The following is a 16633-nucleotide window of genomic DNA, read 5'->3' as shown; positions in this document are numbered from 1 at the left end:
GGGCGCGGGTCGCGGGGTGGTTCAGGACCGGCGGCGCAGGCGGCCGACGAGGACGAGCGCGCCGGCCCCGAGGGTGGCGAGCGCCGCGGCGGCCACGGCCGGGACGGTGCTGGACTCGGCACCGGTGGCGGCGAGTTCGCCCACGGCAGGGGCGGCGGGGGCCGCGGGGCCGGCACCCACGGCGGGCGCGGCAGCCACGACGGGGGCGACGGGTGCGGGCGCAGTGTCGGTCGCGGGCTTGGTGTCCGTGGCCTGCTTCACGTCCGTGCCCTGCTTGGTGTCGGTGCCCTGCTTGGTGCCGGTGCCCTGCTCGGCGCCGGTGCCCGACGTGCCGCCGGTCTTGCCGGGGGTCTTGCCCGGGGCGGTGGTGGGGGTGCTGGTGGGCGGCGTGGTGGGGGCTGGGGTCGAGGCCGGGGCGACGACGTTGACGGTGCTGCCCTGGCTGCAGTTGGTGGTCCCCCAGAACGGGGCGCTCCCCTCGTTGACGAAGACGCACGGGTTGATGCGGGTCGAACCCAGCGGGGTGGTCCCGTCGTAGGACACGCGCACCCGGCTCACCGTGGTCTTCCCGGCGCCGATGGAGGAGTTGCGGCCCTGCAGGTAGACGCCGGCCGTGTCGTCGGTGTCAGTGGCGTACTTCTTCAGCGTGGTCCACGTGCCGTCCGCCTTGCGGACCTGGACGGTGGCGTGGCTGTCGGTGAAGAGCACGTTGCCGAGGTTGATGTAGGCGGACGGGGTGGGGTTGGACAGCACCGCGTCGAACTCGATCGGCGCTCCGCCGGCGACCGCCGTGGCGGGCACGTGGGCCAGGGAGCCGGCGATGGGCTCGACCGAGATCGTCCTGACCAGCTCGCCCAGGTTCTCCCAGGTGCCCGGAACGGTGAGGCGGGAGCTCAGGGTGATGGAGCGGAAGCCGCCGTTGCTCGCACCGTTGTGCGGCAGGCCCATCGGGGCGCCGATGCGCATGTCCAGCTTCACGGTCTTGCCGGCCGCGACCGTGATGCCGTTGATCAGGCCGTGGTAGGTGGCCTCGCCGTCGCCGCGGTAGAACTCCAGCGGGACCGAGGTCCACTTGCCGTTCGCCGGGTCCTTGTAGTCGATCGTGATCGCGTGCTCCGGGGTGCCCGCCTCGGTCGTGGTCTGCAGGACGAGCGAGAAGGCGGTGGTCTCGGTGCCGGTGTTGGTCACGGTCTCGGTGAACGCGACCGGCTGACCGGCGAAGCCGACCTCCTGGGGCGTCTGGACGGTCAGCGTCCCCTGGTGCACGCCGTCGGCGAAGGCGGCCTGCGCCGGGAGCGCGAGCGAGCCGCCCAGTGCGAGGACCCCGAGCGCGGCGGCGACGGTGACGGCGCGGCGGGAACGGCGGACGCGGGTGGTGCTGGACATGGTTCCCCCTGGAACAATCTTGTCATGGGCATGCCGAACAGAGGGTTCGGCGGTACCGAAGGCGATGGGATGTGGGTGTGCGTGTACCTGTGCGTACCTGAGTGAGCGGTCGAGCGGCCTCGTGGACCCGACGGGTCACGGAGGCCGGCTCCCGGACGGAGGCCCCCCTGTGCGTCAGCCCCGTTCCGTTCCTCTCACTGATACAGACGTGCGGCCACCGCGGGGGTTGCAGGTGGGTTCGAAGAAATTTTCCGACCGTCTTCCGCCCCGGTCGGGCACGTGCCGGCGGGGCGCGGGACGCGGGGGACACCGGGGACGTGTGGGCTGCCTGCGACGGCAGGTGACACCGTGACGGCCGGTGTGCGACGCTGCACCTCGCGCGCCGTTCGTGCGCGCGGGGGACCGGGGGGTTCGCATGAGCGGTGGATCGCCGACGCGTACGCGCGGACGGCACGGCCGACGGGCGGGGTTACTGCTGGTCGTCGTCGGGCTGCTGACGGCTGCCGCGACCCTGCGGCCCGGGGGCGGGTTACTGGGCACGGCGACGAGCGGGCCGGTGACGGGCCTCGGTTACGTGGTGCTGCTCGGGCTCGGCTGGGCCGTGCTGGTGGGCAGGTTCGCGGTGCGCTTCCGCGAGGAGGTCCGCCACCTCGACGGGCCGACGCCCCGGGCCGACCGCCTGCGGGAGACGGCCATGCTCCTGCTGCCCCTGGCCGCCGTCGCCGTGCCGGTCCTGCTGCTGGTCCTGCACAGCCGGTCCGGAGGGGACGCGCTGCCCGACCTCTCGTTGCCCTCGCCCGACTCCACCCCCGAGACCGTCCCGTCGGCCACGCCGGTGCCGGTCTCGCCGGAGTCCGGGGAGGGGCTCGGGATGCTGCTCGTGGCCCTGATCGCCCTGGCGGCGGCAGCCGTCCTCACCGTCGGCGCGTTCGCCGTGGTCCGGCTGCGCAGGTCGAGGCGCCGCAGCCGGGAGCTGCCCGAGGTGCTGCCCGCTGCGCCCGCGAGCCCCGAGGGCGCACTCGTCGAGGCGGTCGCCTCGGGCCGCAGGGCCCTGGAGGGAGCGGACGCCCGGGCGGCGGTGATCGCCTGCTACGCGGCCATGGAGGGTTCGCTGGCCGCCTCCGGACTGCCCCGGCAGGCCTGGGAGAGCCCGACGGAGCTGCTGGTGCGCGTGTTGTCCGACGAGCGGGTCGACGCCGCCGGGGCACGGGAGTTGACGGCGCTGTTCCGCGAGGCCAGATATTCGACCCACCCGATGGACGACCGCCAGGTGCACCGGGCCCGTACGGCCCTGGACGCCATCGCCGCCCGGCTCGCGGACGCCCAGCCCGCGGACGCCGGGGCCGCGGCGGACGAGGGCACACCGGCCGTCGCGCACCCAGCAGAGGCACCCCCGGCAGCGGCTCATGCAACAGGCGCCCACCCAACGGGAGCTGACACAACAGGGGAGCAGCGGTGAGCAGTTCAGCACCCCGACGCGACGGGCCCGTGGACGGGACGGACCGCGAACTGGCCCGGCCGGGCTCGGTGCGGCACAGCCTGATCGAGCTGGCCCTGCCCGCCGTCCTCGCCGAGATCCTGTTCGCCCTGGTCGGCGGCTGGCCCGGGGCGGGGGCCGGTGCGGTCCTGCTGACCGCCGTCGGCCTGCTCGTCGCCCGCCGGGTCGCCGGGGCGGAGACCGAGACCGAGACCTTCTTCCGGCGCCGTCGGCCGCAGGAGATGGAGGCGTACGAGCCCGGCCTCGGCGACTGGCGCTGGACGGTCCGCCAGGGCCTTGACCCCCAGGGGGACAGCACGCCGCTGCGCTTCCGGCTCCAACGGCTCTACACGGTACGGCTCGCGGAGGCGCACGGCGTGGACCTGTCGGCCGACCGCGCCCGGGCCGCCGAACTCCTCGGGCCCCGGCTGTGGCCGTGGATCGACCCGTTGGCGCCGGCCCCGGCCGAAGCCTTCCCGGCGGCGGTCCTGCGCGAGCTGGTCGACCGGCTCGACTCGCTGTGACGGCCGCCCCTCCATCACCTCCCACCGACCGAATCGTTTCTGCAGGAGCGTCATGCCCGACCTTTCCGCCCGTCCCGCCGCTGCCAGTCCTGCCAGTTCCGGCAGTCAAGCCGGTCCCGCACCGCAGGGAACCGTCCCGACTCCTCCGCCGCTCACCCCGCAACAGGCCGGCGAGCGCGCCCGCGCGGTGATCGCGGAGATCGAACGGGCCGTGGTCGGCAAGCCCGAGGCGCTGCGCCTGGTCATGCTCGGCGCCCTCGCCGGCGGGCACGTTTTGATCGAGGACCTGCCCGGGCTCGGGAAGACCCTGCTGGCCCGATCCTTCGCCACCACCCTCGGCCTGGACTTCCGCCGGATCCAGTTCACCCCCGACCTGCTGCCCTCGGACGTCACCGGCGCCCCCTTCTACGACCGCAACACCGGCGAGATGGTGTTCCGGCCCGGCCCGCTGTTCACCCAGCTGCTGCTGGCCGACGAGATCAACCGGACCCCGCCCAAGACCCAGGCCGCCCTCCTGGAGGCGATGGCCGAGGGCCAGGTCTCCGTCGACGGCGCCACCCGCCGGCTGCCCGACCCCTTCCTGGTCATCGCCACCGCCAACCCGATCGAGTACGAGGGCACCTACGCCCTGCCCGAGGCCCAGCTCGACCGCTTCCTGCTGCGCGTCCGCATGGGCTACCTCCCCACCGCCACCGAGGCGGCGATGCTGCGCGCCAGGATCGACCGGGCGGCCCCCGAGCCGGTCCTGGAGACCGTGGCCGGCCCGGCGGAACTGCTGGCCATGCGGGCGGCGGTGGAGCTGGTCGAGGTCGACGACGACCTGATCGCGTACGTCATGGCCCTCGTCGACGCCACCCGCAACGACCAGCAGATCCAGGTGGGCGCCTCGCCCCGCGGCGGCCTGGCGCTGGTCCAACTGGCCCGCGCCCACGCCATGGTGGAAGGGCGGGACTACCTGACCCCCGAGGACGTCAAGGCGCTCGCCGGCCCGGCCCTGGCCCACCGCATCACGCTCAAGCCGGAACTGTGGGTGCGCCAGATCGAGGCGGACGACGTGATGGCGCGGCTGGTCGCCTCCGTCCCCGCACCGCAGACGCTGCCCCAGGCGGGGACACGGTGAACGCCGCGTCGGACGGCAGCGGGACCCCGGGCCGCCCCGGTCGGGCCCCGGCCGCAAGCCTGCCGACGGCCACCGGCGGCACCGGCGGCACCAGCGGCACGGACCGGCTCGCCCGCCGCGTTCGCGCGCTGGCCGTCGCCCGCAGCGCCCGCGCCACCGCCGCCGGCCTGCCCGACGCCCCGCCGGCACCGTACTGGCGGCCCGGTGAGCAGACCCTGCGTCTGCTCACCGTGGCCACCGTCGCGGCCCTCGCCGCCCTGGTCACCGGCCACGCCTGGCTCCTGGCCCCGGCCGCGTTCGCGGCCGTCCTGCTCGCCCTGGCGGCCCCCGGCCGCAGCCGCCCCACCCGGCTGTCCGCCGAGAGCACCGTCCGCCTCCAGCGCTGCTTCGAGGGCGAGGCCGTCGCCGTGCACGTCACCGTGCAGCACGACGGCCGGATCGGCCCGCCGGAGCCCGTCGTGACGCTCGGCCCCGGCGTCACCCTGGACGCGCTGACCGTCACCCCGACCGGCGTCGACCTCGTCCTGCACGCCGCCAGCTGGGGCCGCCGGCACCTGGGCGTCGTCGACCTCGACGTCCCCGACGCCCGCGGCCTGACCCGCCGCACCGTCCGCACCGACCTCGGCACCGTCGACGTCTTCCCCGTCCCCGACGCCGCCCGCCTCACCCCGATCCCGGTCCGCCTGCCCGAACGGATCGGCGAGCACACCACCGCGCACGAGGGCACCGGCATCGAGGTCGTCGGCGTCCGCCCGCACGTACCCGGGGAGCGGCAGCGCCGGATCCACTGGCCGTCCACGACCCGCCGCGACGCCGTCCAGATCAACCAGTTCGCCGCCGAACGCGCAGCCGACGCGGTCGTCCTGCTCGACACGCTCGCCGACTACATCGACGCCACCACCGGGCTGCGCAGCCTGGACGAGACCCTGCGCGCCGCCACCGGCCTGACCCGCGCCTACCTGCGCCGCCACGACCGGATCGGCCTCGTCGCGGTCGGCGGACGCCTGCGCCTGCTCACCGCCTCCACCGGGGACCGGCAGTTCTACCGCATCGTGGAGAGCGTGCTGGAGGTCCGTCAGGACCGCCCCCCGCGCGGCCCCCTGCCGACCCTGCCGCTCGCGGCCCTGCCCGGCCACGCCCTCGTCTACGCCTTCACCCCGCTCGCCGACCAGCGCATCCTCGACGTCCTCGGCCGGGTCCGCGAACGGGGCAACCCGCTCGTCGTGGTGGAGATCCCGGTCGGGGAGCCGGCGGCCCGCCCCGACGACGAGACCGACGCCCTCGCGCTGCGCCTGTGGCGCGCGGAACGCGAGGCGATGCGCGCCACCCTGCGCGGCCGGGGCATCCCGGTGGTCCGCCACACACCCGGCGAGAGCCTGGACCTGGCCCTCGGGCCCCTGCTGCGCCGCCGGATCGTGGGAGCCGCCCGATGACCGCACCGACCCGCCCGACCGACGCGCCCCGAACGACCCGCTCGACCGCCTCGCCCCGAACGACCCGCGCCACGCAGCCGGGGTCCCCGCCGCGCACGCTCGCCGAACCGGCCCGCCGCCCCCGTACGGGCGCTGCGGCACCGGCCCACCGCACCGGCTGGGCCCCGCGCCTGGAACGCGCCGCCCTGCGCGCCACCGGCACCGCCCTCGCGCTCGCCGCCGCCGGCACCGGAGACGGCACGCTCACCGACCGGCTGGGGCCGGTCATCCTGCTGCCGGTCGCCGTCGGCGCCCTGTGGGCCGCCGTTCCCGCACCGGCCGGCCCGGACGCGTCGGGCGCCCCGCCGGCCTGGCTCGCGCGCCTGTCCGCGACCCGCCCCACCCTCCTCGCCGCCGCCTCCGTCCTGCTCGCCGCGCTCGGCGAACCGTCGTGGGGCCGGGCGCTCGCCGTGACCGTCCTGCTCGCCGCCCACCTGCTGCTGCTCGACGCGTTCGGCCCCCGGCACCCGAGCATCCGCCCCGCCTCCGCGGCCGCCGCCCTCACCGCCTCGTTGCTGGTCCTGCCACCCGCGTTCGCCCCCGCCACGGTGGGTGAGTGGTCCCGGCCGCTGGCCGCGCTGGGCCTGGCCACGGCCGCCGTCGGGGTGGGCCTGGCCCTGCGCCCGGAGCAGTCGCAGCCCCCGGCCCCGGCGGACTACCCGCCGTCCGCCGTCCGCCGTCGCCCGGGCGGGCGACGGCACTGAGCGCCGGCGGTCACCGCGCCCTCGTCACGCACCTGCCGGCGGCAGCTCAACGCGCAGCCGAGAGGACGGCCGCGAGCGCCGGGACATCGACCGGACAGGTGGTGTCCACGCGGTGGACGACCCCCAGCCCGAGCGGTTCGGCGCCCCGGGACCACAGGTCCCAGTCCCCGCCGAACCCGCCCGGGCGCTCGGGATGGACACCGTGCCGCTCGGCCGTGCGCGCGGCGAAGCGACGGCGTGCCACGTCCGGCGGTACGTCGCACCACACTTCGAGGACCGTCGCGACACCCGCGCGCCGGAGCCCCGCCGCCACCACCGGCCGGGTGTGAGCCAACCACGGACTCTCCAGGACGGCCCGGCCACCGGCGTCGGCCAGCAGGGTCCACAGCGTCTCACCGGCGGCCGCACCGAGCGCCCGACTCCACTCCCGGTCCGTGAACCCCGCCGGGCGCAGAACGCCGAGCGTGTCCGCCAGGGTCTCCTTGACCGCGTCCTTGCTGAAGAGCGGAAGCCGCAGCTCGGCCGCCAGAGCGCGCGCGAGCGTCGTCTTGCCCGCTCCGGGCAGACCGTTGACCAGCACCGTCACCATCGGCCGAGCGTAACGCCGAACGCGACGCCGGGCGCCCGCCCCGGGCCGGTCGCCGGGCGGATGAGCAGGGCGGGTTGAGCGGGCGTCAGGGGAGGCCGACCGGTCCTCGGGGCACGGGGCTTCCGATCTCCGGGGTACCCGCGCCACGATGGCTGCACCACCGAGGAGACCGGAGGGAATCGCCATGCAGTGTCCGAACTGTGGGTCGCTGATGCAGGATCAGGGTAGACAGCTTGCCTGCGGGCAGTGCGGCGCCGTCATCGGCCGTGCGGTGCCGTCGTCCGCGCGAGCCGTCCCCGTCGTCCCGTCCATCGTGAGGTAGGTATGAACACTCCCCGTTGCGGCAAGTGCCGGCAGCCCGTCAGCCACGGCCCGCAGGGCGGTTACGTCTGCGGATCGTGCTGGTACGTGGTCCCGCCGCCGGCGAACGCCGCACTGCGGGAGGTCACCACGCGGGAGGTGAGCGTGTCCGGGATGCACTGCGCGCAGTGCGGGGCGGAGATCACCTACGGCCCGGAGGGGGGCTACGTCTGCGGCAACTGCAACTTCGTCGTCGAGCCCCCCGGTGCGGCGCAGACGCGCAAGGACGCCGCGAAGGACCGGGCCAACCGGCAGCGGCGCGCGGCGGAGGACCGGGCGATGCAACGCCGGTAGGCAGTGGGCACTTTGACGGCCATACGGATACCGGGCACCTTTGCGCGGGTGCCCTTGTTCCCCGGCGGTGGAGGCGGCCCGGCGCGTAGCATCGGAGGATCGTCGGGTCGGAGGATCGTCGGGCCGGGGGAGCGGCGGCGGGGCGCGGACAGGGGGAGCGTGTGACGGGGCGTGACGTCCGCCGGGGGGCGCTGCGGCGCGGGCTGTGGGCGCTGGCCGCCTGGTGGCTGTGGATGCCGCTGGTCGCGGTGCTGGTGTGGCTGGTCAAGCACGTCGCGTTCGGCGGGTTCGGGCAGCAGGACCAGAGCTATGTGCTGCTGCTCCGGCAGGAGTTCTTCCCGCACGGCGGCGTGCCGGACGCGACGCCGCTGTTCTGGGTGTGGGTCGCGGTGGGGCTGTGCGGCACGGTCGGCGTGGTCGGGTACGTCGCGGAGCAGTCCGGGGCCGGCTTCCGCGGGTGGCGGGTGCGCCTGGCCGTGGCTGCGGTGCTGCTGGCGGTGGTCGGCTCGCTGGTACGGGTGGGCACCGGGCTGTGGGACGACGACAAGGACGCGGGCCGCTACTACGCGGCGGCGACCGTGCTCGACGTCCCGGCCGGCGGCGCGGGCACCCCGCGGTCGGTGCTGCCGGTCACCGAGCACACCCGCGCCGGCGACGGCGGCCGCTGCGACCTGGTGGGCACCGCGGACGTGCCGGCCTGCGTGAAGACCGCGCCGATGCCGGACTTCGACTTCGAGGCGCGCACCGCCTCCTACGCCGCGGCGACCAAGGCGCTCACCGACAGCGCCGGCCTGACCTCCGGGGTCCACCTGATGGGGCACAGCCTGCACTACCTGCCCGACGCCCCGCAGGGCGGCGGCGTGTGGACGGCCGTCCTGGACGGCTCCGGCGAGCAGCCGATGGAGGGCGTCGCGGTCTGGGACGGCCGCTCGAACTCCGTCGCCACCTGCGCGTTCCGCGGCGACCACGCCTTCGGCCGGGCCTTCGCCGGCACGGGGGCCGTCAGCCTGCGCAACCTGCTCGCCGAGCGGTTCCCTGACCTGGTCTACAGCGACCAGGACATCTGGGGCTACTGCGACGGCGCCGACCCCCGCACGGCCGAGCCGGTGGTGGTGATCTCGGTGGCGCGGCAGATCGGCTGGCGGCAGCGGACGGTCCTGGAGCCGGCCGGGGTGCTGGTCCTGCGCGGCTCGTCGGACGGCCGCCCGAGCATGACGTACCGGGCCGAGGTGGCGCCGGGCGATCTGCCCGGCGCGGTGTACCCGGCCTCGGTGGTCCGGGACCAGATCCACGAGGTGCAGTGGCTCGGCGGCCGCGGCGCCAAGGACGACCGCGGCTTCGGCTACGACCACACCTCGGCGGCGACCAACGCCGTCAACCCGGGCGAGTTCCTGCTGCGCTCCAAGGCGGACGGCCACCTGTACTACGTGACGCCGCTGGTGCCCCGGGAGAGCTCCTCGCAGCTGGTGGTGGCGTTCGCGGTCGTGCAGGCCGACCGGGTCGGCGGCGGCCTCAACGAGCTGCACGTCTACGTGCGCGGCGACGACGCGCCGTCGGTGAACCTCGACGTGCTGGCGAGCCGGATGGTGTCGTACATGGCGCAGCAGACCTCGATCACCATCAGCGCCGGGCAGGGCGGCGCGCTGCAGGAGATCGTCCCGTTCGGCCGGGACATGTGGCGCGGCTTCGTGGACTTCAACGGGCAGACCCAGGACTACATCGACCTGTCGGGGGACGCCACGGTGTCGCCCAACCTGGTGTCGCTGAACGGCAGCATCTCCCCGCCGGGCGGCGGCGTGCCGGCCCCGGCGCCCGGCACGCCGGAGCCGTCCGGACAGCCGACCGCCCCGCAGCCGACCGCGCCGCAGCCGACCGGGCAGCCGCCGGCCGTACCGGCGGTCGGGTGCGGCGGCGACCCGGCGCAGTTGACGACCGGGCAGCTCGCGGCCTGCGTCGCGGAGCTGTCCAAGCAGCTGCAGGGGCGCATCCAGGAGACGGCACCCGCCCGGCCCTGACCGGGTCCGGGCCGGGCCGGCCCCGCCCCCTGGAGGGGATCGGAAAAAAATTCGGCCCGAATCCGTCCGCCGTGTCGATTTCGCTGCCGCGCCGTTCGACCTGGGACTGAGAGGGTCGAGAGACGACCCCCGAACGAGGAGACCGATCATGGCGAAGTACATGCTGATCATGCGCGGCACGGACGAGTCCGTCGCGAAGATGATGGACACACCCTTCGAGCACATGCTCGAAACGGTGGGCCGCTTCAACGACGAGCTGATCCGGGCCGGGGTGCTCGTCGCCGCCGAGGGCCTGGACGACCCCTCCCAGGGCGTGGTGGTCGACTACGACGGCGAGACCCCGGTCGTCACCGACGGGCCGTACGGTGAGACGAAGGAGCTGTTCGGCGGCTTCTACCTGCTCGACGTCGCCTCCAAGGAGGAGGCGGTGGAGTGGGCCAAGCGGATGCCGGCGATCCCCGGCTCCAAGTGCGAGATCCGCCGGGTGCCGGGCATCGACGAGTTCCCGCAGGACAACGAGTGGATCATCAAGGAGCGGGCGTGGCGCGAGCGGACCGGCCAGCTGTGACGCCCGCGGCCGCCGACGGCCCGCCCGTCGCCGACGCGGCGCGGCGGGCCGTCGAGGCGGTCTGGCGGATCGAGTCCGCCCGGATCATCGGCGCGCTGGCCCGCTACACCGGGGACTTCGCGCTCGCCGAGGACGTCGCACAGGAGGCCCTGGCGGAGGCGCTCGTCGCCTGGTCGCGCGACGGGGAGCCGAGCAGCCCGGTGGGCTGGCTGCTCGCCACCGCCCGGCGGCGGGCCATCGACGCCTTCCGCCGCAGGTCGGCGCTCGACGAACGGTACGCCGCGCTCGCCGGTCCACTCTCCGACGGCGAGCTCAGCTCGGGCGCGGCCGCCGCGCCCGAGCGGGCGGACGACCTGCCGTGGGACCCGGACCGGGTCGACGACGACGTCCTCGCGCTCGTGTTCACCGCCTGCCACCCCGTGCTCTCCCCCGAGGCAAGGGTGGCACTCACCCTGCGCGTGGTGGGCGGCCTGTCCAGTGAGGAGATCGCCCGCGCCTTCCTGGTGCCCACGGCGACCGTCCAGGCCCGGATCACCCGGGCCAAGAAGACGATCGCCGCCGCCCACGTGCCGTTCGAGCTGCCGCCGCCCGAGGACCGGCGCGAGCGGCTCGGCGCCGTCCTGAGCGTGCTGTACGTGATCTTCACGGAGGGCTCGACGGCGACCAGCGGCGACGACCTGCTGCGCCCCGACCTCGCCTACGAGGCCGTACGGCTCTCCCGGACGCTGACCGCCCTGCTGCCCGCCGAACCGGAGGTGCACGGCCAGCTCGCCCTGTTCGAGCTCACCGCCGCGCGCTTCCCGGCCCGCACCGGGCCCGACGGCGAGCCGGTGCTCCTGGAGGACCAGGACCGTCGCCGGTGGGACCGCTCCGCGATCCGCCGCGGCCTCGCCGCGCTCGGCCGGGCCTCGGCCCTCGGGCGGGGCCTCGGCCCGTACGGGCTGCAGGCCGCGATCGCCGCCTGCCACGCGACGGCGCCCTCGGTGGCGGACACCGACTGGGAACGCATCGTGCTCCTCTACGAGGCGCTCGGCCGGGTCGCCCCGTCGCCCGTCGTCGAGCTCAACCGGGCCGTGGCGGTCGCGATGGCGGGCGGGCCGCTGGAGGCGCTGTCCACGGTCGACGAGCTCGCCGCCTCCGGCCGCCTGTCCGGGTCGCACCTGCTGCCGACCGTCCGCGGCGAACTGCTCACCCGCCTCGGCCGCACCGTCGAGGCCCGGGCCGAGCTGGAACTCGCCGCCCGGCTGTGCCGCAACGCGAGCGAGCGGTCGGTGCTGCTGCGCAAGGCGGCCGCCCTGGGGTGACGCCCGGCTGCCTGCGGGGCTGTCCGCCCGCCCGCCGACAACGGCCGGCGGGCGCGGTCGTCGGTCGTCGGTCGTCAGTCGCCGGCGCTGTCCGGCTGGCCCGCCCGCCAGGTCAGCTCGATCTCCAGCTCGATCTCGCCGTCCTCCAGCTCGACCTCGATCTCGGTGTGCAGCTCGTCCGGGATCCGCAGGGACAGCTTCCCGGGCCCGAGGTCCAGCTCGGCCTGGCCGCCGCGCCTGAGCGCCGCCGCCAGCGCGTCGAGCTGATCGGCGGCCTCGGCGCGGGTCAAGGTGCGCTTCTGCTTGAACTCCAGGTCCTTCATGGACGCCTCCCGAACCGGTCGGACACGGCAGCTACGGCCCATTCTCACGCCGCTGCCCGGCATCGGCCCGGCGGCAGCGGTGCGGCGTGCCCACGCGGGGCCGGGGCGCGGTGGTCGGGGTGGTCCCTGAGGTCGGGCGGGTCGGGGCCGCGGGACCGGTCACCCGTCCGAAGGACCCGTGCCCTTCCCCAGCCACCGTGTCAGGGCGGCTTCCGGGCCCGGGCCCACGGGGTCACCGGCGACCGACACCCACGCCACGAAGCCGTCCGGACGGACCAGCAGGCCGTCCGCCCCGACACCCTCCGTCCTGACGCCCTCCGCCCGGCCCCGGACCAGCTCCAGACGCCCGGCGTACCGCTCGGCGAGAGCCGCCAGGGCGGCCAGCCGGTCGTCCCCGGCGAGGTCGACGAGCAGCGCCCGGCCCGTACGGGTGCGGTCGGAGAGCCGGGTGCCGTCGTCCAGCCGGAGGTCGGGCACCGCCGTGCCGACCAGCGGATGGCCGTTGCCCAGGTCGTAGCGCTGCGACAGACCGGAGATCCGCTGCACGTAGTGGGTCGCGCCGTCCCGCGTGCCGAGGAGGTCGGCGGTCACGTCCCTGAGGGCGCGGCTGTGGGCGTCGCCGCGCATCACGGCCACCTGGGCGCGGGTCCAGTCGAGCACCCCGGAGCCGATCGGGTGCCGTTCGCCGGTGTAGGTGTCGAGCAGGCCCTCGGGCGCCCACCCCTGCACGGTGGCGGCGAGCTTCCAGCCGAGGTTGACGGCGTCGCCGATGCCCAGGTTCAGGCCCTGGCCGCTGAACGGTGAGTGCACGTGGGCGGCGTCGCCGCAGAGCAGCACGCGACCGCGCCGGTAGGTCGTCGCCTGCCGCGCGTGGTCCGTGGAGCGGGCGCCGAAGGTCAGCGCGGTGATGCGGACGTCGGCGCCGCTGACGCGCCGCAGGCTGGCCTCCATCTCGGCCGCGGTGACCGGCGTTTCACGGTCCGCCGGCGGACCGTCCGGCTCGACGGTGCGCACCTGGCCAGGGCCCGGCCCGTGGACGTAGACGCCGGTGGGAGTGTGCTGCCAGCCCCGCCCCAGGTGCTCCGCCCCCTGGATGGTGCCCACCGCGTGTCGGATCGTGATCTGCGGGTCCGTGCCCGGGAAGTCGAAGCCCGCGCGGCGGCGGACCGAACTGCGGCCTCCGTCGCAGCCGACGAGCCACGCCACCCGGACGTCCTCGCCGTCGGGCAGGTGGACGGTGACACCGGCCTCGTCCTCGTCGAAGCCGCGGACCTCGACCCCGCGCCGGACCTCGACCCCCAGCTGCGCGGCGCGCTCGCCGAGGACCCGCTCCACCTCGGCCTGCGGGACCTGCACGTACCAGTCCGGGCCGCGTCCACACAGGCCGGGTGCCTGCTCGTCGACGGGGCCGGACGGGACCTGGATCCCGCCGAAGTGCCCGACGAAGGGCGGTCGTTCCCCCTCGGCCTGCAGCGGCTGCCTCCCCGCCGCGGCCCGTATCGCGGCGAGCAGGCCGCGCCGTTCGAAGGCCTCGGCGGTGGCCGTGTTGAACGCGCCCGCCTTGGGCGCGGTGTCGATCTCCGTCCGCCGCTCGACGACCACGACCCGGACTCCCGCCAGCCGCAGCTCCGTGGCGAGCATCAGGCCGACCGGCCCGGCACCCACCACGAGCACGTCGTGGTCCATCGCCGTCGACACGGGGGTTCGCTCTCGTACGGACATCCGGTTCTCCTCACGGACACGATCCTTAAGATAGAGAGTTCTATCTTGTGGCCCTCAGGCTAGGATGCCGAGATAAGAAAGGCAACTCTTTCCAAAGGGGTCCCGGATGGCTGAGCGACGCCGCGGCGCGGCACTGGAGAAGGCACTCCTCGACGCGGCCTGGGACGAACTCGCGGACAGCGGCTACGCCGGATTCACCATGGACGCCGTCGTCCGGCGCGCGGGCACCAGCCCGCCCGTGCTCTACCGCCGCTGGTCGGGCCGCGACCAACTCGTCCGGGCGGCCATCGCCCACGTCCTCGAACAGTCCCGGGTCGACATCCCCGACACCGGCAGCCTGCGCGAGGACGTCCTCACCCTCATGCGGACGATCAACGCCACCCGCGTCCAGCTCGTCACCGTCATGAACGTGCACCTGGCCGGCTACTACCAGGCGACCGGCACCAGCCCCGGCGACCTCTTCACCGCAGCCCGTGAGAAGACCGCCGACGTCCTCTTCGACCGCGCCGTCGCCCGCGGCGAAGTGGAAGCAGAACACCTCAGCACACGCATCAAGGCCCTCCCCTTCGACCTGCTGCGCCACGAGATCCTCACGACCTTCGCCCCCGCGCCCGACCACGTCCTCGAAGAGATCGTCGACACGGTCTTCCTGCCCCTCGTGCGCTGACCTCCGCACCCCCGGCGGCGTCCGCTGCAGAACCCGGTGGCCAGCCCGAGTGACGGCCCTGACGGCCCGTGAGCGGTGCCACCGCTCCCGGCCGGCCGGGCCGTCGTCGGACCGCCGGGCTGCCGGGGTCTCAGGTCACCCACGGGGAGGCGGGCGACTTGCCGGGGTGGGAGCATGAAGATAGCGCCACGAGCGGCACCGGTCCGCGCCGAGGACGCCTGTCGTCCCACGGGACGGACCCGACCCGGTCCCGGCGGACGGACCCGAACAGGCGGCGCGGCCCCGGTGGAACCCCGGGCCGTTCCCCGACGGCGGCGATCCCGACCCGCCTTCCGCTCCCGACGCGCGTTCCGCCGGCGGGAGTCCGACCGGTTCGTGCGAGTTGCCGTCGTCCCGTCCCGGCACGGGGACCGCTCGCCCCCGGCGCGCACCTCCGAGGAGCTTTGCCATGCCAGGGCCCAGCCAGCCCCCGCCGGAAGACTTCGCACGGTCCGGCGAGGACGTCCAGATGAGTGCCCCGGGGAACCTGCCCGAGAACATCGGCTTCGACCCCGCCGAATTCCCGCCCGAGCTCCTGGAGGCGCGAGCCGCGATCGAGGAGGCCCTGAGGACCCAGGGTGACGAACGCAGCGGCGTCCGCTCGGCGGAGGCCTTCACCGAGCTGACCAACATCCAGGGCGTCGGCATCGGCCGGGCCACACCGTCGGAGCTCGGACCGCGCGACGGCGCGGTGGAGCCCGGGCAGCCGACGCTGACCGTCTACCTGGCCCAGCCGAGGACCGCCGCCGACGTCACCGCGGTGCTCGTCGAACGCATGGGCGTCCAGGCCGCGGCCTCACCCAGGGTGGTCGTCGTCCCCGTCGTCACCGGGCCGATCGAGGCACAGGCGTTCACCTTCCAGGCACGGCCCGCACCCGGCGGGATATCGGTGATCAGCGATCCCAACGCCCTCGGCACCGGCACGCTGGGCTGCCTGACCACCGGTCGGTCCGCCCCGCGGGACCAGCGAACACTCCTCATCAGCTGCAACCACATCCTCGCCAACAGCAACCAGGGCCAGCTCGGGGACTGCGTCGTCCAGCCCGCCACGGGCGACGGAGGGGTCTGCCCGCCGGACCTCGTGGCCGTCCTGGAGCGCTTCGTTCCCGTGACGTTCGGCGGGACCGTCAACGGCGTCGACTGTGCGACGGCCTGGGCGGACCCCGCCAACGTCAGCCCGAACGTCCTGGCCCCCGGGCCGAGCGGCCCGGTCGAGATCGCGATCAGCTCCACGACCACGGCGGCGACGGTCGGCATGCTCGTCGGCAAGAGCGGGCGGACGACGGAACTCACCTCGGGCTTCGTGCAGGAGGTCGGCGCTTCGCACTGGGTCGGCTACCCGGGAGGGAACTCCGCCTTCTTCTCCGGCTCCATCGCGATCAGCGGGAACGGCGGCGTCTTCACCCAGCCCGGGGACTCCGGCTCCATCGTCTGGACCTTCGACGAGGCCCGGAACCCGGTCGGCATGCACTTCGCGGGCACCAGCAACTTCAGCAGGTCGTTCTCGAACCCGATCGACATCGTGACCCAGGCCCTCGACGTCTTCATCACCACCTGAACGCCGCCCCGCCACCGTTCCGGCCGCTGCCGCCCCGGACGCCGCTGCCGCCCCGGACGCCGCCGAGCCCGTGCCCCAGCCGCGCGGGCTCGGTGTGCACTTCCCGCGTCAGGAACCCGCGTCAGGAACCCGCGGCGGCCCGCTCGGACGCACTGCGCAGCACGCAGAACTCGTTGCCCTCGGGATCGGCCAGGACCGCCCAGCCCGAGCCGTCGGGATTGCGGTGATCGCCGACCAGGGTGGCACCGAGGCCCAGCAGCCGGTCCACCTCCAGGTCGCGCGAGGTCGTCTCGGGGCGCAGACACAGGTGGATCCGGTTCTTGACCGTCTTGCCCTCGGGCACCTGGTTGAAGTACAGCACCGGGCCCTCGGCCAGCATCACCTGGGTCTCCCGGGCACCCGGCCGGTCCTCCGGGTCCAGCGGGCGACCCGTCACCCTGCTCCAGAAGCAGGCCAGTTCATAGGCGTCCGCACAGTCGATCGCCACGTTCTGCAGTACCGAAACCATGCG

Annotated in this window: 16 protein-coding genes; 11 read left to right on the top strand and 5 right to left on the bottom strand. The window is 74.9% G+C overall.

All coding sequences use genetic code 11. From position 1 onward, the window contains the following. Positions 1-21 precede the first annotated feature (21 nt). The gene (locus ABT048_RS09105; protein ID WP_350520674.1) at positions 22-1386 is read right to left on the bottom strand and encodes a hypothetical protein; all 1365 of its coding nucleotides are present in this window, start codon (positions 1384-1386) and stop codon (positions 22-24) included. Positions 1387-1801: 415 nt separating this feature from the next. Here ABT048_RS09105 and ABT048_RS09100 point away from each other — a divergent pair, with 415 nt between their 5' ends. From ABT048_RS09100 to ABT048_RS09080, 5 genes are read left to right on the top strand one after another with little or no spacing between them, the layout of a single operon-like run. Then, positions 1802-2845 carry a DUF4129 domain-containing protein gene (locus ABT048_RS09100; RefSeq protein ID WP_350520673.1) on the top strand — a complete coding sequence of 348 codons (1044 nt, stop codon included), beginning with the start codon at positions 1802-1804 and terminating at the stop codon, positions 2843-2845. Beyond that, on the top strand, positions 2842-3387 hold the full coding sequence (locus ABT048_RS09095; RefSeq protein ID WP_350520672.1) for a hypothetical protein: 546 nt from the start codon (positions 2842-2844) through the stop codon (positions 3385-3387). Before ABT048_RS09100 ends, ABT048_RS09095 begins: the two co-directional genes overlap by 4 nt. 52 nt (positions 3388-3439) lie before the next feature. After that, positions 3440-4507, top strand: a complete 1068-nt coding sequence (locus ABT048_RS09090) for an AAA family ATPase (protein WP_350520671.1) — start codon at positions 3440-3442, stop codon at positions 4505-4507. Beyond that, positions 4504-5940 carry a DUF58 domain-containing protein gene (locus ABT048_RS09085; RefSeq protein WP_350520670.1) on the top strand — a complete coding sequence of 479 codons (1437 nt, stop codon included), beginning with the start codon at positions 4504-4506 and terminating at the stop codon, positions 5938-5940. Before ABT048_RS09090 ends, ABT048_RS09085 begins: the two co-directional genes overlap by 4 nt. Next, positions 5937-6683 carry a hypothetical protein gene (locus ABT048_RS09080; protein WP_350520669.1) on the top strand — a complete coding sequence of 249 codons (747 nt, stop codon included), beginning with the start codon at positions 5937-5939 and terminating at the stop codon, positions 6681-6683. The genes ABT048_RS09085 and ABT048_RS09080 overlap by 4 nt, the downstream gene beginning before the upstream one ends. Before the next feature lie 46 nt (positions 6684-6729). On the opposite strand, the gene ABT048_RS09075 is transcribed toward ABT048_RS09080, so the two are convergent. After that, positions 6730-7272 carry a P-loop nucleotide/nucleoside kinase family protein gene (locus ABT048_RS09075; RefSeq protein WP_350520668.1) on the bottom strand — a complete coding sequence of 181 codons (543 nt, stop codon included), beginning with the start codon at positions 7270-7272 and terminating at the stop codon, positions 6730-6732. Positions 7273-7596: 324 nt separating this feature from the next. Here ABT048_RS09075 and ABT048_RS09070 point away from each other — a divergent pair, with 324 nt between their 5' ends. The 4 genes from ABT048_RS09070 to ABT048_RS09055 all read left to right on the top strand — a co-directional run bounded on the left by ABT048_RS09070 (position 7597) and on the right by ABT048_RS09055 (position 11813). Then, positions 7597-7926 carry a hypothetical protein gene (locus tag ABT048_RS09070; RefSeq protein ID WP_350520667.1) on the top strand — a complete coding sequence of 110 codons (330 nt, stop codon included), beginning with the start codon at positions 7597-7599 and terminating at the stop codon, positions 7924-7926. A 161-nt stretch (positions 7927-8087) separates the two neighbouring features. After that, the gene (locus ABT048_RS09065) at positions 8088-9941 is read left to right on the top strand and encodes a hypothetical protein (protein ID WP_350520666.1); all 1854 of its coding nucleotides are present in this window, start codon (positions 8088-8090) and stop codon (positions 9939-9941) included. A 148-nt stretch (positions 9942-10089) separates the two neighbouring features. Further along, positions 10090-10509 (top strand): YciI family protein, encoded by a 420-nt coding sequence (locus tag ABT048_RS09060; protein ID WP_350520665.1) that lies wholly within the window; start codon positions 10090-10092, stop codon positions 10507-10509. Further along, positions 10482-11813 carry an RNA polymerase sigma factor gene (locus tag ABT048_RS09055; RefSeq protein ID WP_350520664.1) on the top strand — a complete coding sequence of 444 codons (1332 nt, stop codon included), beginning with the start codon at positions 10482-10484 and terminating at the stop codon, positions 11811-11813. Before ABT048_RS09060 ends, ABT048_RS09055 begins: the two co-directional genes overlap by 28 nt. Before the next feature lie 74 nt (positions 11814-11887). Here the strand turns inward: ABT048_RS09055 and ABT048_RS09050 are convergent, their stop codons facing one another. Together ABT048_RS09050 and ABT048_RS09045 are read right to left on the bottom strand one after the other, a co-directional pair. Further along, positions 11888-12136: an amphi-Trp domain-containing protein gene (locus tag ABT048_RS09050; RefSeq protein ID WP_350520663.1), complete on the bottom strand. Its 249-nt coding sequence runs from the start codon at positions 12134-12136 to the stop codon at positions 11888-11890. Between the two features lie 159 nt (positions 12137-12295). Beyond that, the gene (locus ABT048_RS09045) at positions 12296-13858 is read right to left on the bottom strand and encodes an FAD-dependent monooxygenase (RefSeq protein WP_350520662.1); all 1563 of its coding nucleotides are present in this window, start codon (positions 13856-13858) and stop codon (positions 12296-12298) included. 106 nt (positions 13859-13964) lie between these two features. On the opposite strand from ABT048_RS09045, the gene ABT048_RS09040 reads away from it, so the two are divergent. Both ABT048_RS09040 and ABT048_RS09035 read left to right on the top strand, forming a co-directional pair. Next, entirely contained in the window at positions 13965-14525 is a 561-nt protein-coding gene (locus ABT048_RS09040; protein WP_350520661.1) for a TetR/AcrR family transcriptional regulator, read from the top strand. A 508-nt stretch (positions 14526-15033) separates the two neighbouring features. Next, positions 15034-16122: a chymotrypsin family serine protease gene (locus ABT048_RS09035; RefSeq protein WP_350520660.1), complete on the top strand. Its 1089-nt coding sequence runs from the start codon at positions 15034-15036 to the stop codon at positions 16120-16122. A 121-nt stretch (positions 16123-16243) separates the two neighbouring features. Here the strand turns inward: ABT048_RS09035 and ABT048_RS09030 are convergent, their stop codons facing one another. After that, positions 16244-16630 (bottom strand): VOC family protein, encoded by a 387-nt coding sequence (locus tag ABT048_RS09030; RefSeq protein ID WP_350520659.1) that lies wholly within the window; start codon positions 16628-16630, stop codon positions 16244-16246. Positions 16631-16633: the final 3 nt, after the last annotated feature.

It is taken from the genome of Kitasatospora sp. NPDC096140 (genome assembly GCF_040303045.1).
Lineage (GTDB): Bacteria > Actinomycetota > Actinomycetes > Streptomycetales > Streptomycetaceae > Kitasatospora.
Note: the sequence above shows the minus strand (reverse complement) of the source record. Positions and strands in the feature narration are given on the sequence as shown.